At 28.1% G+C, this 15,611-nt stretch carries 14 protein-coding genes; 12 read left to right on the top strand and 2 right to left on the bottom strand.

Going from position 1 to position 15,611, the window contains the following annotated elements; translation table 11 throughout:
* The first annotated feature begins 927 nt into the window (after window positions 1–927).
* The 6 genes from H8718_RS18080 to H8718_RS18055 all read left to right on the top strand — a co-directional run bounded on the left by H8718_RS18080 (window position 928) and on the right by H8718_RS18055 (window position 7,706).
* Window positions 928–1,491 (top strand): hypothetical protein, encoded by a 564-nt coding sequence (locus H8718_RS18080; protein ID WP_249334306.1) that lies wholly within the window; start codon window positions 928–930, stop codon window positions 1,489–1,491.
* A 138-nt stretch (window positions 1,492–1,629) separates the two neighbouring features.
* Window positions 1,630–2,682, top strand: coding sequence for a copper amine oxidase N-terminal domain-containing protein (locus tag H8718_RS18075; protein WP_249334303.1), 1,053 nt, complete (start codon window positions 1,630–1,632; stop codon window positions 2,680–2,682).
* A gap of 170 nt (window positions 2,683–2,852) precedes the next feature.
* On the top strand, window positions 2,853–3,779 hold the full coding sequence (locus H8718_RS18070; RefSeq protein ID WP_249334301.1) for a copper amine oxidase N-terminal domain-containing protein: 927 nt from the start codon (window positions 2,853–2,855) through the stop codon (window positions 3,777–3,779).
* A 506-nt stretch (window positions 3,780–4,285) separates the two neighbouring features.
* Window positions 4,286–5,170: a hypothetical protein gene (locus tag H8718_RS18065; protein ID WP_249334299.1), complete on the top strand. Its 885-nt coding sequence runs from the start codon at window positions 4,286–4,288 to the stop codon at window positions 5,168–5,170.
* Window positions 5,171–5,559: 389 nt separating this feature from the next.
* Window positions 5,560–6,135 (top strand): recombinase family protein, encoded by a 576-nt coding sequence (locus tag H8718_RS18060; protein WP_330597780.1) that lies wholly within the window; start codon window positions 5,560–5,562, stop codon window positions 6,133–6,135.
* A 227-nt stretch (window positions 6,136–6,362) separates the two neighbouring features.
* Window positions 6,363–7,706, top strand: coding sequence for a stalk domain-containing protein (locus tag H8718_RS18055; RefSeq protein ID WP_249334298.1), 1,344 nt, complete (start codon window positions 6,363–6,365; stop codon window positions 7,704–7,706).
* A 374-nt stretch (window positions 7,707–8,080) separates the two neighbouring features.
* On the opposite strand, the gene H8718_RS18050 is transcribed toward H8718_RS18055, so the two are convergent.
* Window positions 8,081–8,647 carry a hypothetical protein gene (locus tag H8718_RS18050; protein ID WP_249334296.1) on the bottom strand — a complete coding sequence of 189 codons (567 nt, stop codon included), beginning with the start codon at window positions 8,645–8,647 and terminating at the stop codon, window positions 8,081–8,083.
* Window positions 8,648–8,759: 112 nt separating this feature from the next.
* Here H8718_RS18050 and H8718_RS18045 point away from each other — a divergent pair, with 112 nt between their 5' ends.
* Window positions 8,760–9,149 carry a hypothetical protein gene (locus tag H8718_RS18045; protein WP_249334294.1) on the top strand — a complete coding sequence of 130 codons (390 nt, stop codon included), beginning with the start codon at window positions 8,760–8,762 and terminating at the stop codon, window positions 9,147–9,149.
* A gap of 461 nt (window positions 9,150–9,610) precedes the next feature.
* Here the strand turns inward: H8718_RS18045 and H8718_RS18040 are convergent, their stop codons facing one another.
* Window positions 9,611–10,657, bottom strand: coding sequence for an LCP family protein (locus H8718_RS18040; protein WP_249334292.1), 1,047 nt, complete (start codon window positions 10,655–10,657; stop codon window positions 9,611–9,613).
* Between the two features lie 194 nt (window positions 10,658–10,851).
* On the opposite strand from H8718_RS18040, the gene H8718_RS18035 reads away from it, so the two are divergent.
* The 5 genes from H8718_RS18035 to H8718_RS18015 all read left to right on the top strand — a co-directional run.
* A complete protein-coding gene (locus H8718_RS18035) occupies window positions 10,852–11,160 on the top strand; it encodes a hypothetical protein (protein ID WP_249334291.1) in 309 nt (102 codons plus the stop codon).
* 1,999 nt (window positions 11,161–13,159) lie between these two features.
* Window positions 13,160–13,897, top strand: coding sequence for a ParA family protein (locus H8718_RS18030; RefSeq protein WP_249334289.1), 738 nt, complete (start codon window positions 13,160–13,162; stop codon window positions 13,895–13,897).
* Complete coding sequence (locus tag H8718_RS18025) at window positions 13,887–14,198, top strand: hypothetical protein (protein ID WP_249334288.1); 312 nt, start codon at window positions 13,887–13,889, stop codon at window positions 14,196–14,198. Before H8718_RS18030 ends, H8718_RS18025 begins: the two co-directional genes overlap by 11 nt.
* Window positions 14,199–14,255: 57 nt before the next feature.
* Window positions 14,256–14,774: a hypothetical protein gene (locus tag H8718_RS18020; RefSeq protein WP_249334286.1), complete on the top strand. Its 519-nt coding sequence runs from the start codon at window positions 14,256–14,258 to the stop codon at window positions 14,772–14,774.
* The coding region (locus H8718_RS18015) for a hypothetical protein (protein ID WP_249334284.1) at window positions 14,761–15,611 on the top strand (851 nt) is incomplete at its 3' end. The genes H8718_RS18020 and H8718_RS18015, both read left to right, overlap by 14 nt.

Genomic DNA, 15,611 nt, shown 5'->3' with positions numbered 1-15,611 from the left:
TTCCGATCTAAAATTAAAATACTTAATAGATAATTTATAATAATACATTCTAGTAAGCTATAAAAATTTATAGCTTACTTTTTTATACTATAAAATAAAAGTACAATTTTTTTATTACATCATAAATTAAGCATAATCTTCTATAGAGAGGAATTTAATTTTTTTTATATGTTTTGGTTAATGTAGAAATTAAAAAAACATACCTAACGAAACTATTATAACAATCAATAATACATATAAAGGACAAAAAGATGTTTTTTAGTTAAGTGAAAATATTTTTAATTTTGTTTATATTTTGAAAAAAACAATAAATAGACTTGTAAAAAAGTACATTTTGGTTCTTGAAGTATTTAAAAATAAAATCTTATAAAAATAATATATAATAATAATAATTATTTATATATTATAAGCTCAGCAAAATTCTATAGTATAAGTTAAATAAATTAGTTCACTCATAATATCTCCAATATGAGTTTTGCTGAGCTATAAAAGAAAATCTTAGTAAAGAGATAGATGGCCACTATCAAGAAATTACTAAGTTAATATATATTTAAAACAAATACAATAGATACACTATTAGTAACAGGTAGATGGTAAAGTTTAAATACGAAACTTTAATCATCAAGAAAAAGTTCGCTTTAATTTTTAACAAACAAGATATGTAAGAGAGCGTAGAGATTCTTTTGGACACTTCATTACCCGCCCGTGTAATTCGTAGGGGGTTAGACACAGAAAAGGAATCTCATTTTATTGAGAGTAAAAGTTCTAGGTATGGACTACGCGTAATCAATAAAGATACGCTCCCCGATATCCGTCTCCCTTATTATTAGTGACCAGTGACACATGACATTAAATAAATCAGAATAGAAAATATCCTATCATATATAAACTAACCTCTGCATGAGAAAAGAAGAAAGGATTAATAATATGCATTCATTCTCAAAAGATAATAACAACTATTTTCACTATATACTTGTTGTAAAAAAGAGCTTTACATTAATTTCTGAAGTTGCTACAGAACTAGGTAAGTATCTTATAAGGAAAATAGAAAAGGAACTTAAGTTCTATGATACTGAAGTTGTGTGCTTAGCAATAGAGAAGGCTAATAAAGCAGGGCAGCCTCATATACACATTTTAATTAAAACAAAATCACATAAATCCATCCTACTGAATCAGCTAGAGATAATTAAGAGGGGCACGCCTAGAGGTTTATGCGCTCAACATATAACTCCTAAAGTCGAAAGTGTATTTTCTAGATACAGAGGAGAAATGCAGTGTGAATTTTATAGGAATAAAGATAAGTGTCCAGGAAGAGAGAACTGTAGTAATAAAAATGAAGAAGGAGAGTTGAAATGTAGGACAAATAATAACTTAAAAGATTGTACACATAGAGAGTATCTAAATAATGTACTTAAATATATTACTAATAAGAAAGATGATACTAATTGTTTATTTATATATGAAAGAGAAGGTTTTAAAATTAAAGATTAGGAAGTGAAAAGGTAAGTTGCACTTTAAAATACTTGATATTTTGGATAATGTAAAAAATTAAACAATATATATTTTAATAGGTAATTATATTGATATATAATATCTATACAAAGATAAATAATTAAAGGGGAATTATATATGAAATTAAATCTAAAGATAGCCATAATAGCAAGTATTATTTTAGGATTAAGTACATCCATTATGGCAAAGGAAATCATAGCATCTAATATGGCTCAAAACTTAGTAAAAAAAGAACAAGTGAGTGAACATACAAACGCAAAACCAGCACCACACATCAAAATGGTCATTGACGGAAAACAACAACAATTAACAGACCCAATGTTACTTGAAAATGGTCGTGTATTCTTACCTATCAGAAACGTAGGTAAACTACTTGGCATCAATGTAGACTATTTAGAGAAAGAAAAAATCGCAGTAGCATACAATGAGAAAGCATATCTTGAGTTACCACTAGGATATAACACAGCAGTAAAAGACCAAACAATCCTACTGCCAGTTGACGCAAATAACAAAGACACAAGAATCATCACATATAACAACAGAACTTATTTACCAGTTAGATTTGTATCAGAGAACTTAGGTTTCAACATCACTTATGCTAACAATACAGTAACAGTAAATACAAAAGGTGACACACCAGACGTACCAAATACAAATGGTCAACTCGACGTATCAAACATGAACCCATCAGACCCAAACAACGCTCATAATCTCAATGCATTCAAAGATGGTCGTTCATTATCAGTAATGCCAAAAGCACCATGGAGTCAAGTAAAGAAACCAGAAGGCGTAAGTGATAAATACTGGAATAATTGTAGTAAATCATACAACAATGGTGTTGTAATGGCAACAGGTAAATTATCAGACATGCCAAAAGACCTTAATATAGTTAAAAATGGTGTGGAGGATTTCGATGCTAAAACAAGTACAGTACCTAAAATTACAGTTAATAGTAAAGGTGCTTTAGTAAGCTCAAGAGGTGGTGCACCTACTGTAATCTTCTTCAATGATGGAACAACAGTTCAAGTAAATATGGGTGCAGATGCTTCAATGGGTAGAGACGAAAATGGTAACTACAAACCAGGAAAAGGTGTAGACGATATAGCATGTATAGTAGTAGCTGATGTAGAATCTAGAGCAGCTTATGTATTCCAAGTAACAGGCGAATAATCATATAGACTCGTTCACAAAAATAACTAAAATCTAACTATAAAAACTGTTATATATGATAACTTAACCAAACACAAAAGAGAGTGTAAGAAACTAAGTTCCAATATTCTTACATTCTCTTTCACCAACCGTGTATATGACAGTCATAAAAATAAAGGGGAGATAAAGGTATGAAAAAACTTATATTAGTTTTAGGATTGTCAATGACACTATCTATGCCAGTTATGGCATCTAAAAATGAGATAAAAATCACAATAAATGGTATAGAACAAACGTTGACGAATAAACCTAAGTCAATTAATGGGACAACCTATTTACCATTAAGAGAATTAGGTGATCTACTCAATCTTAAGACAGAATATTTGAAGGAAAGAAATTCTGTAAGTGTTGTATCAGAAACTCAATCACTGGACATTTCTTTAAGTGGTCAAGATAGTGTAGCATTGATAGAAAATGGAAAAACATATTTACCTTTGAGATTTATTTCAGAAAATCTAGGTTATGGTATCATCTATGACAATGGAACAATCTTGATAACAACCGAACCTACTGAAGGTAATACACCAGATGTACCAAACACAAACGGTCAACTCGACGTATCAAATATGAACCCATCAGACCCAAACAACGCTCACAACCTCAACGCATTCAAAGATGGTCGCTCACTATCAGTACTTCCTAAAGCACAATGGAGTCAAGTAAAGAAACCAGAAGGTGCAAGCGACAGGTCATGGAATAACTGTAGTAAAGTATATAGTAATGGTGTTATAATGGCAACAGGTAAATTGTCTGATATGCCAAAAGATATCAATAAAGTGTATGAAGGAAAAGAAGATTTTGAGCATTCTTTAACAACTGTACCAAAAATTTCAGTTAATAGCAAAGGTGTTTTAGTAAGCTCAAGAGGTGGTGCACCTACTATGATATTATTTAAGGACGGTACAACTGTTCAAGTTGATAATGGTGCAGATGCTTCAATGGGTAGAGACGAAAATGGTAACTACAAACCAGGAAAAGGTGTAGATGATATAGCATGTGTAGTAGTAGCAGATACTCAAGCTAGAGCAGCCTATGTATTCCAAGTAACAGGTGAATAATCATATAGACTCGTTCACGAAAATAACTAAAATCTAACTATAAAAACTTATTTCATAAGTAACACTAAAATACAGTAAAAAGCATCAGAATGAAGGTGTATATCTGCATAATATGCAGGTATACGCCTTTTTATATTGGTTGTAAAATGCGTTTCCTCAAGCTGATTAAATCTAAAAACTTACCGAGATAATAGAAATTATCGGTGTGTCATGTGACCAATTTTCATAGTACTTTGACCTCAAAAATCGAATATGAAAACCTAGAGTTTTCAATTTTAAGTAAGTATAAAATACCTAAAATCAAAGGTATAAATTTTGAGAACTCTGAGAAGCTTCAAGTATACATTTGTAAATTTAGATTAAATTTACCTTACTATTTAGGGAATATAAATAAATATTAAATGAATTAAAAAAAACATATATTTTGGTAATGAAAATTTATTAAAAATCAAGGAGTTCTAATGTGTATATTATGTGGCTACTAATAAAAAAGGAGTGATGTAAAAATGAATGATAAAATGAGTAGTTTAGTAGGTGAACTATCAGTGGTATATGGAGCTAGAGTGTTTTCTGATGAAATAGTTCAGAAGTTAGAAAATGACTTAAAGAAAGAAAAAAGTCCATATACAAATATGCTACAAAGTGATACAGAAAGAACAAGTAGGTATTATATTGAAAGTAATCTATTGTACAATAAATATAATAACAATTTGTTACTGTTTCAGGAGAATATATTTATTGATCCTAAAAGTAAAAATACGTTCATAAGTGAACGAAATGCAGACATAGAGAACGTAAATTTTCATGAAATCAATAAGATTGCAATTATGCAAAATGCTATATCAAATGCAAGCTTAAAGTATATGAGAACAACAGATAAAAGTTTTAATATACTGCCTGTACTTGTTTATCTCGGAAGCAAAGAAGATAGTTATAATATAGTACACCATTTCAGAGTGAAAAAAGTATACGACAAGAAAGAAGATGACATACTTTCTAAGTTTGCTTTGATGCAGAACAAGAATTTTTTATTCATAGATGTAAGAGAAGAGGATTGGAAGAGTATACTTGAAATACAGATTTACAAAGTTCCAGAAAATGAACGTAGTTATATATCAAGAAAAATTATCTTTGCAGCTTATTATGAAATATTATTAGCTCTTTATGACGAACAAGTAGATAAAATATTTTATCCTTTATATAAAATGAGAGAGTCTATTCAGTTTTTATTAAGAGAAGACCCTGTAATATATATACCTTACATCAGTGGCATATTAGAAAGCTTATCTAATAAACTAGCGTTAATGGAATCAGGTGAATGTATTGGAAATCGTTATGAGATTGAAAACTATCTCAATGAATTCCTTAATGTGAGTAATTTAAGAAATTAATAGAGCGGTTTCAAGAGGAAAATTAATACATAAAAAGTGAGTTCACCTATCATTATTTATGAGCTTATAGCACCTAAAATAAAATATTTACACTATGAAGGGTTTTACATTCTCCTACTGGACACTAAGTGCTAAATAATCGCAACTAAATGTATAAAGTACATAAACTGAATAGAACATATGAGTACTTAATTAGAAAGAGGTCAGCACTTATCTATACAAGGGCTTACCTCTTTTTCTATATACTAAAAATATCTAAAGATAATTTATTATTATTGATTAATAGTCTATCGGTGTCAAAACCTAAAAGTATTGACACCGGTCTTGGCGGAATGTAAAATCAATGGGTAGGATGGTGTCAAAACATAGCGTCAAAAAGAGGAAGGAAGATGTTTATGATTTATGGATATGCTCGTGTAAGTACGAAATTACAGAAAATAGATGGGAACTCGTTAGAGAGCCAAGAGCAGAAGCTAAGAGAAGCAGGAGCAATAGAAATCTATAAAGATAGTTTTACAGGAACAAAGACTGATAGGCCACAATTTACTATTTTACTTCAAGAACTTAAAATGGGAGACACCCTTATAGTAACTAAATTGGATAGAATTGCACGAAGTATGACGCAAGGGAGTGAATTAGTAAATGAGTTGATAGATAAGGGTATAAGAGTACATATTTTGAATATAGGGGTAATGGATAATACACCGGCATCTAAGCTAATACGAAATATTTTCTTTTCATTTGCAGAGTTTGAAAGGGATATGATTATTGAACGTACACAAGAGGGAAAGGCCATAGCAAAGACTAAGAGCGGTTTTAAAGAGGGAAGGCCTAATAAGTATACTCCAGAGCAATTAAATCATGCTATGAGTCTATTAGAGGATTACAGCTATAAAGAAGTAGAGAAGATGACAAGGATTAGTAAAAGTACACTTATAAGAGAGAAGAGAAAAAGAAATTTATAAATTAATTATTAAAATTTTAAACTTATAAAGTATATACCTTTTTGATTTGAGTAACAACTTCTGCTAACTCTCGTAAAACTCTTGTATTACGTACCAACTTAGGTATTTAATCTCCAATAAGTTTATTATATCAAGATAATTCACCCAAATCATAATTAAATCATTGTTTGTTATTCAATAAAAGTTTATATTATCAGTAGATATCTATATACACGGAGGTAATATCATTGAAAAAAACAAATTATATTTTAACTATCATTTGTATGTACCTACTGATAGGAAGTTGCTTTATTTATGGACAGACAAAAAATGAATTAATTAAAGTATCTTTAGGAGATGGAACTATCTCTTTGGAACGTACAAATAATGAAAATGACCTTGTATTATTATTAAAAAAAGATGGAAAAATCTTAGACAAATATAATGTATATGCTATGAATCCTGAAAATCTTGATATACAACTTATAGATTTAGATAGTGATCAAATTAAAGAAGTTATACTTTATATTGATAGCGATGGTGGCTCTAGCTCTTATTCATACGATACATATATGTTTTTTAAAATCATAGATAATAAATTAAAGTTAATCGGTTCAGCAGATACCCCTCAATCTAATAAAAAAAGCTTGAAATTTGAAAAAGGAATCATTACTATTCCCTTCTTAAGATTTGATTACGAGAGTACTGCCGATACACTTGCAGATGAAGGTATCGGTTTATTTAGTGATGTAAGATTAACTCGTAATTATAAAGTTATTAATAAAAAGTTGATAACTTTGCCTACTATAATAAAAGACAATAAAAATCTTATAATTCATTCCAAAGTTGAAAATAACATTCCTTATATTTCAGTAAAAGATATCGCTACAGTATTAGGGTATAAAGTTGAATTCAATAATAAGACAAAAACCATGAATATCTCAAATAACACTAGTATTTCATTAAATACTAAAAAAGCCAAAATAAAGACTAATACTATTGAATTAAAATATTTACCAAAAAACTTTTTAAATACAATTATGATTTCACTTGAAGATTTCTCTACTCTTTTCAATATGTACACTTATTATTCAAAAGGTTCTAATGTTATAATTATAGATTCATCTAGACAACCTATGAAAACTACTAAAACATATAAAGAAAATCTCAAGAAAGGAATTATTCCTGAGTTGGAATATATTCTAGGCGATGACATGAATAAGGTTACCTCTCTATATGGCAAACCTACCAAAACCTATACAGCTGCACACATGCTAAAAGTTTCCGAATACGAAGATAACAAACCTCATATATTGCATAATAACAACCGCGTAATAGGAGTATTATCTAGTAAAAATACACTTTATGGAGTTAGCATAGGATCCTCTTTAAAATATGTTAAAACTATATTGGGAACTCCAGATTCTGAATACAGTTCTGAAGAAAGTGCTTTTGAATTATTAATGCCACATAATGCAAAATATAGTACTAATTATTATCAAGGAGAAACTACTCTACAAATATATTATGATGAAAATTTTAAGGTTATCGATATTCAAGTAATTAATTTAAGCTTAGCAAAAGAATACTAATTCTAAGTAAGCGGTTAATTAATGAGTAAAAGACTTTAAGATATATTTATTTTAGAGTCTTTTACTCTAACTTTATTTAGATTAACAATGTACCTTATTGAGAAAGTCACATTAAGGAAATTAGAAATTTTGAGCTCCCTTATTAGGGAATGCTGAACAAGCGAACTTCCCGATACAAAGTGGTATAAAGAATGGTGTCCCACCAAGTTTTCAATATAGATTTTCTAAAGGGGAAAGAGATATTAACGATATTATGCTCAACGTTTTAGGTTCTCGTAGTGACCAATTAATTATATATATCGAATGATATGTTAAACCAACCACAAATAATTTTTTATTATCTTTGGTTTATTAGTCCCTATTAATAGAAGATATTATTTACTTACAGTAATAGATTGGTTATATGTTACTTTACCAGATGATTGATTTACTAATTGAATTGTATAATTAGAGCCTGCATCTAAATTAGAAAATGTTGCAGTTTTGGAATTGAATATTCCTAAGACTTTTTTTCCAATACTTAAATCGGAAGATTGTTGGTGGACACCATTTTTATATAGTTTTACTTTAACTGAATGATCTCTATCAGTATCTGTATTTGTTATTTTAACTTTTATTTGTCCACCATGATTAGAGAATTCACGTTGAACTGATATTGATGAGCTATACTGTGCTTGAGTTGAATAGTTACCTGCTGATAAATCGTGTTTAGAATAACTAGCATAAGGAGAATAGAAATTATCAAATAATAATATATTATCTGTAGGTATATCTATAAAACTAGAATAACCATTTTCAACTGTAACCTTTATTTCATTATTTGCATTTTTTACAATTGAAGAACTTTCAGTTAGAGGTAACTCATTTGTTTGAGCAAAAATTGTAGTTGAGAAGCTCAAACCTAATAATAACATTAGTGCTGTTTTTTTAAATAATTTCATAACAAAACTCCATTTCTCTTTTTTTTATGTTATAATATACAATATATTTATTATATTATAAAATTATAGTAAAATAAAGAATTTAATTTAAAATATATAATTAGGAGGTTTTATGAAGAAAAAAGCTATATTTTTGACTCTATTATTGAGTATGGTTACTATTTTTATTGTTTATTGTATTATATATCAAAGAAGTCAAGATAGAGAGTTTATAATTTCTGATAGTACAGCTACTTTTTTAGAACAAAATGATTTTATACAGATAAAGAGTGATTTTATTACGGATTTGCCAGGAGTTGAAGAAGGATACATAATTTTTATAGAAAAATCAGAAGGATTATTGTTAGTTTTCAACCAACAAATAAATGAAAAAAATATTGAAAGTTTTATAAATGAATACTCTGAAATAAAAAAACCATTTTATGTAATTGTGGATAATAAATTTGTTATTGTAGTGGATGAAAATAATTCAGAAGCCATAGAAATTTTGAATAATCTATAATAATAAAGATTATATGTTAGCAGTCTAATGCAGAATAAAAGATGGAGGAACTTATTTATTAAGATCCCTCCATCTTTTATTATTTGAACTATTGATACTTGGCTTAAAAAAGTACATCTGCAAGTGTTATAACATTTTTAGGAGATACTGCACATTATTTTTTGTATTATATGATAAATGATACTGTCTAGTATTTTTATTAAAGGCATAGCCTGCTCTATTGAGATTTTTCTTAAAGTGTCCTTATCGTAAACTAGATCCTTTTCTGTCTTTGAAATACTCCCATCTTCAAGCATTTGCCTATTTATATGTTTAATATATATTTCTGACAATTCTAGCAGTTTTTTTATATAGTTATCAATAAATATTCCCTATTACTCAAAAGAAAAAAGCAATAGGCTTTATCCCCTATTGATCTACTGTGTTAATATCTTGTTTATATTTTCTTTACTAAAGTACTTTTAATTCAGTGATGGATTTAAAATAGACTTCATCATATTTTCTGTTTCTATTTCGTCTAAGATATAGTACCATAGATTATTTTCTTTACGAGATTCTCCAGGAAGTATATGTGTCTCTAAACTATAGTTTTTTATTTTTAAAGTATAAGGAGCATAAGTTAATGCATCTGTTAATGATATATCCGTAGTAACATCTTCATAAAATGTTTTTATTAGAGGAACTATATTTTTTAATATTTGAGGGCTAAATACTTTTTGCAAGAATGCCTCTATAAATAGTTGTTGCGTTTCAATTCTTCCCTCATCTCCTTTAGCATACTGTTCTGAAAAACTATTATTATGGCGCCATCTTAACACACCCTCAGCTTGTTCACCGTTTAAGTTTTGAATCCCTGGGTATAGATCTATGTACAATCCTTGCGATTTATCTGTATATTCCATTCTTCGAGGAACATTAAACTCAACACCATCAATAGCATCTACTACATTTTTAACTATATTAGTATTTACAATTACATAATTATCTATTTTTATGCCTAAAATGTTTTCTATTGTGCATATAGTAAAGTCTCTAATATTATCAATACCTCCTAAGGAACTCATATCGGTTATTTTACCTTCATTTGAATAGATACGACCTAGCTCAATTGCTCTATCTTTTTGCTCATCCGTCCAAACAACCTTAGTATCTCTAGGAATTGAAATTAAAGAAATTTTTTCACTATTAGCATTAATATTAATTACCATAATTGTATCTGTTCGACTTTCTCCCTTATCTACACCAAATACTGCTATAGTCTTATTTATACCATTCTCTTCCTTTTTAGAGTTAGTTCCCTCTTGTTTTATACTACTGTCATTTACATCTAGTTGATCTTTTTTAGCTTCTAATCTTTTATCAGTTGATGAGAACAATAAAATTCCCATAATTAGCATAGTTGTTATTGCTATTCCTGTAATCATTGCACTTCTAAAAAATACTTTTAAAAATGTAGATTTCTTTTTTTTTGTCTTTTTCTTGTTATTTTTGTTATTTTTTTTATTCACAATTAGGTCTCCTTTTTTAAATACTAACAGATTATATTTTAACATAATACAAAAAAAAACAAAGTTTTATCTATGATTTAATTTTATTTTAATTCTTATAAAAATTTTGTTATATTGTTGATTTTTTTGAAAAAATATAACATATTTAATTTGTAAGTACATAAATTTTCATTGTATTTGAAAGGGGTTAGGTTATGAAAAAGAAACTATTTGCTTTATTAATGTTAGGGGTTATAGGTAGTTCAGCGTTAAGTGTGCATGCACAAGTTCAACAAAGAGACTTTACTTGTAAAAAATGTGGGAAAGGTACAGTTTCTCAAACTGGAACACGTACAGTAAATTATAGTGAAGGTTGCTGGACTCAACATGGGGGTTACAAAAATATTCCTCATAAAGATAGATATCAAGATTCTTTAGTAATGTATGATTGCAATAATTGCTCTTATGGGTACGAAGAAGTATACAAGACAACTGCTTTAGGTTGTGTGGATGAAAGATATTAAAAGATTATCTTAGAGTAGTTTAATTAAAAAAGAGGTAAGCCCTTAATGATCAAGGGTTTACCTCTTTTTTAATTAAATACATATAGGTTATTTTCATATTATAGAACTACAAGTCCAGATGCCTTAATATTAAGAGATAGTACTAATCAACTGGAAATATATTTAGAAGTATATACTATTTGAGAAATATGTAGCGTATAAAATAAAAAAATCAAGTCAAAAAGGTTGTATTATGTTTAAAAATCATCTAAAATATAAGAAATTGAACATAAAAATAAACCTGGTTCTAGTTTGAGCATTGACAGTACTCATTCTAGGAACTACAAGGTATTGACAGTACCATAGTAGAACGCATATGACGAAGTATTTGACAGATACTAAGCCAATTGTAGCAACCAAGTGTTATTTCTTATTTATAGGCACTATTATAATAAAGAATACACTATATTGCAAGGCAGATTGAGTAAATTAGTAAAGATTAAATATTATAAGCATAAAAGCCTTACTTGGTACTAGCATACCAAGTAAGGCTTTTTTGATGTTTAAAGATACATAAGAAAAATGAATAGTGAGAGTGGAAATGCAGTAATCCACTATAAATAAAACTAGGTGTGATGAGCCGATGCAGAAAATCATTAGGAGATGTAGTTGAGTAGCTTAATAATCACTACATACGACTTTAGAGAAGTTTTTTGTCCTTGAACTCATGAAAAAAAAGGCAAGGTAGGTATTCAGATACTTTTATAGTATGCAGACTATACGAACGCTACGGGCTGAATAGTAGCTGATATTGTTTTATATCTAAGTATAGTATATAAATTTATTAAGCCTAACAGAAACCTCATGATAGCTTATACGGGCTAATTGATATTAGAATTTATTGTCTAGTGTTTTCACTAGGCAAATTCTATCCATTTCCTATTCCAACTAACCAGGCTAATTGGTAGTCTACTATTTAGTCAAGTATTTATAAGAGATTAATTTAAAAACATATAGGTAAAATAATGATTATTCCAGAAAGTAAGGAACATTTCGTACTATAAGAATATAGTAATCATGATGAACTAGAAGATAAAAAATTATACAACCTAAACAATGAAAAATAGCGAAAAAGGCAATATGCACTAATTTGAAGAATAAAAATAGTTAAAAATAATGAAAATTGTCAATATACAAATAATGAAGATTCTAATATACTAAAAAACGGCTTGAGTGCCCGTGAATAAAGCTAGAAATTACTTGACATGTGACTAGAAATTACTAGAAGTGACTAGAATGAATACATAATTTAAAAATATCAAAAGACCTCCCCCATATCAGGTCAAATATTAAAGAGTGAACGGAAAATATAAACTCTTTATACAAACCCTCAAAAAAATACCCTAAAAAACAAATAAAAACGGAACAGTTTCCCCGACTGTTCCGTTTTTATTTGTTTTAGTAAACGTATAGGTTTTATAGGATAAGGACATACTCCTATTACCCTTCATTCTAAATTTTTATTTAAACTATTGTATCTCTTTTCTAAGCCATTAGGAGTTCCCCCTTCCTAGTGGTATTTTTTATTGAAAATTAAGGCTAGATTTCTATTAAAGTAGGTATATAATCCTTGAAAGGATACTTTATGTACGTATAAAGTAGAATGTTAAGAAATAGCTAGAAAACACATAAATATAAGGATAAAAATAGCTAGAAACTATTGATATATAAGACTTAACGATTTGATTATAATTTTATCATCATGTAAAGTATGAAGCTAATATTAGATTGAAGTATATTATAAAAGGTTATACTTCAATCTAATGAAGGGACATAGAAGCTTAGGAGTCTATAGGAATAGATATTTTTATAGGAATAGATATTTTTATATGATTAAATAAGGAAATCTATTTATAAGAAAGAGTATAAGGCAGTAGGCAGAAATGGCTATTGCTTTTTTAGTTGAATGAGAGTAATATTGTAAACAAAAAAACATTATTACAGATTAAGGGGTGAGATTATGATAATAGCAATAAGCAATCAAAAAGGGGGAGTTAATAAGACTACTCTTACTTTTAATTTAAGTTATCTTCTAGCAGAACAGGGTAAGAGAACTTTAGTTATTGATGCAGATCCACAAGGGAGCTTAACTACAATATTTAATGCAGCTGATAGAGAAAATAATATTTATAGTGTATTACTGGAACAAGAGCCATTACAAAATACTATAATGGAGATAGAGGAAAACTTATATTTACTTCCTGGAGGAATAGAATTATCAAATTTTGAGGTGAACGTAGCCACTAAACAAGGTAGAGAAAATTGTTTTAAAGATATGATAAGAGAAGTTAAGGATGAGTATGATTATGTCCTTATAGATAGCCCCCCAAGTTTGGGACTACTTCTTATCAACATCCTTAATGCAGCTGATAGAGTTATAATTCCTACACAGACTGACTATTTGAGCTATAAGGGGCTTGATTTATTACTTCATACAATTAAAAGGGTAAAAGAAACATTTAATAGAGATCTTAAAATATTAGGTGTGGTAGCTACTGGATTTGATAGTAGAACACTTCACTCAAGGGAGATTTTGGAGCTTATAGATGGGATGAATGTATTAGGCATCATTACAAATAGCGTAAAGGTGAAAGATGCTATACTTGCATCAGCACCATTACATAGATATGACAAAAAGCATAAGATAGTTGAACAATACAGAAATATAGCTAGAGGAGTGTTAAATGATGGCAAGTAAAAGGGTATCAGCAAAGGATAAAGTAAGACGAGATAGTTTATTTAATCAAACAATAGAGGTTATGCAAAAACAGATACATTTTGATGATAAAGAATCAAACAACACAGCAATAGAGCAAACAAGTAATAATGTAAACATTAAAACAAAAAAACAAGATTATAAAAGACAGACATATTTCCTTACAGATGATTTAATTCAAGCAATAGCTTTTAAGAGTGTATTTGATAAGATGGATAAGAGTGAAATTGTAAGAGAAGCCCTTAGAGCTTATATAGAGGATAAATATTTTAATATAAGATAAATTAAGTTGATATATAGTTTTTAATACTTTTATTTAATAGATAGGTGATTGTTATTTATGGATTTTTTAAGTTTAGTAGGCGAGTTAAAATCAGTTTGTCAAGATAGAAAAAATAAGTTAGTTATGCTTGAACCAAGTATAAAAGATATGATTAATGAGCATTTTGAATTTTTAAGATACACATTTATTGAAGAAATTAATATTCTAAAAGATGGGCTTATTGAAAGAGAAGAGCATCTTTTAGATATAGATGAGAAGTTATACAGAATAGATAATATTACAGATTATTTAGACAATTCGACTTCGTTAGAAGAGTTAATAGATGCTTTAGACGAGTGTATTAAGAGCTTTAATGAGATTTTATATGAAAGGCAAAAGTTATATTATCAAAAAAAGAATAAACTAAAAAAAGAACAGAAATTAAAAGAAGAAAATGAACTGATAGAAAAAATACTAATATTAATTAATGAAAAAAAAACATATTATGATATAGCAAAAGAATTAAATATTAAAGAACGTAAAATAAAATATTTACTACAGAAAAAGAGAAAGATGGAATCAAATGAAAATAAATAGATTTAAGATGGAGTTTTTTAATGAAATTGATATTGATGATTTGCTTAGAATAAATATTGATGAAGAAAAGTATAAACTTATACAGATAAATGATTTAGAAGAAATTTTTGGTTATGAAGCCGTTGAATATTTAGAAGAACAATGTGAATTAGAAAGTGATGAATGTTTTAGCGAGAGTGTAGATAATTTTAAAGAGGATTTGGAAGCTATTGAGGGTGATTTTTCAGGTTCTAGAGAAAGATTCATTGAAGAACTAATTAAGGAATTAGAAGATATTCATGATTTAGAATCTTATTCTGAGTTTATATTTGAGTTAAATATGTTACAACAGCAATTTAAAGATCGAATTATTAAATTAATGGGTATAAAAGATAAAATAGAATTAAGAAATAATCTTTATAGAATTTATTACGTTGAGTGGTCAGATGCTTTTAATTATGGGTCAGTTTATCAGTATGGTATGATTCTTTATTTTTGTAAAAATAAAGAACTAGACGAAAATAAAATTTTAAAATTAAACGAGTTATTTAATATAGAAAAAATCTATAACGATACATACATTAATATAGAAAATTTATTAAGGTTATTTAATTCATATAAATCAGAAGGTTATTACTATTGCTTTATTGACTTATATAAAAAATATGAAGAACTTTGGTCATTAATAAAATCACCTGATACTTTTAATAAAACCACATATGATGATAAGTGTATTAGCTTATATTTATATCTAAAAAATCTTGAAAAAAATTTTTTGTATATTAATAAGGTCAATCCAAAGGAAAAGGATAATGCAGAAGTATTAGTACCTTGCTTTAAATTAAAATTAAAATACTT

It is taken from the genome of Zhenhengia yiwuensis (genome assembly GCF_014384995.1).
Lineage (GTDB): Bacteria > Bacillota > Clostridia > Lachnospirales > Cellulosilyticaceae > Zhenhengia > Zhenhengia yiwuensis.
This window is presented reverse-complemented; position numbering and strand designations above follow the sequence as displayed.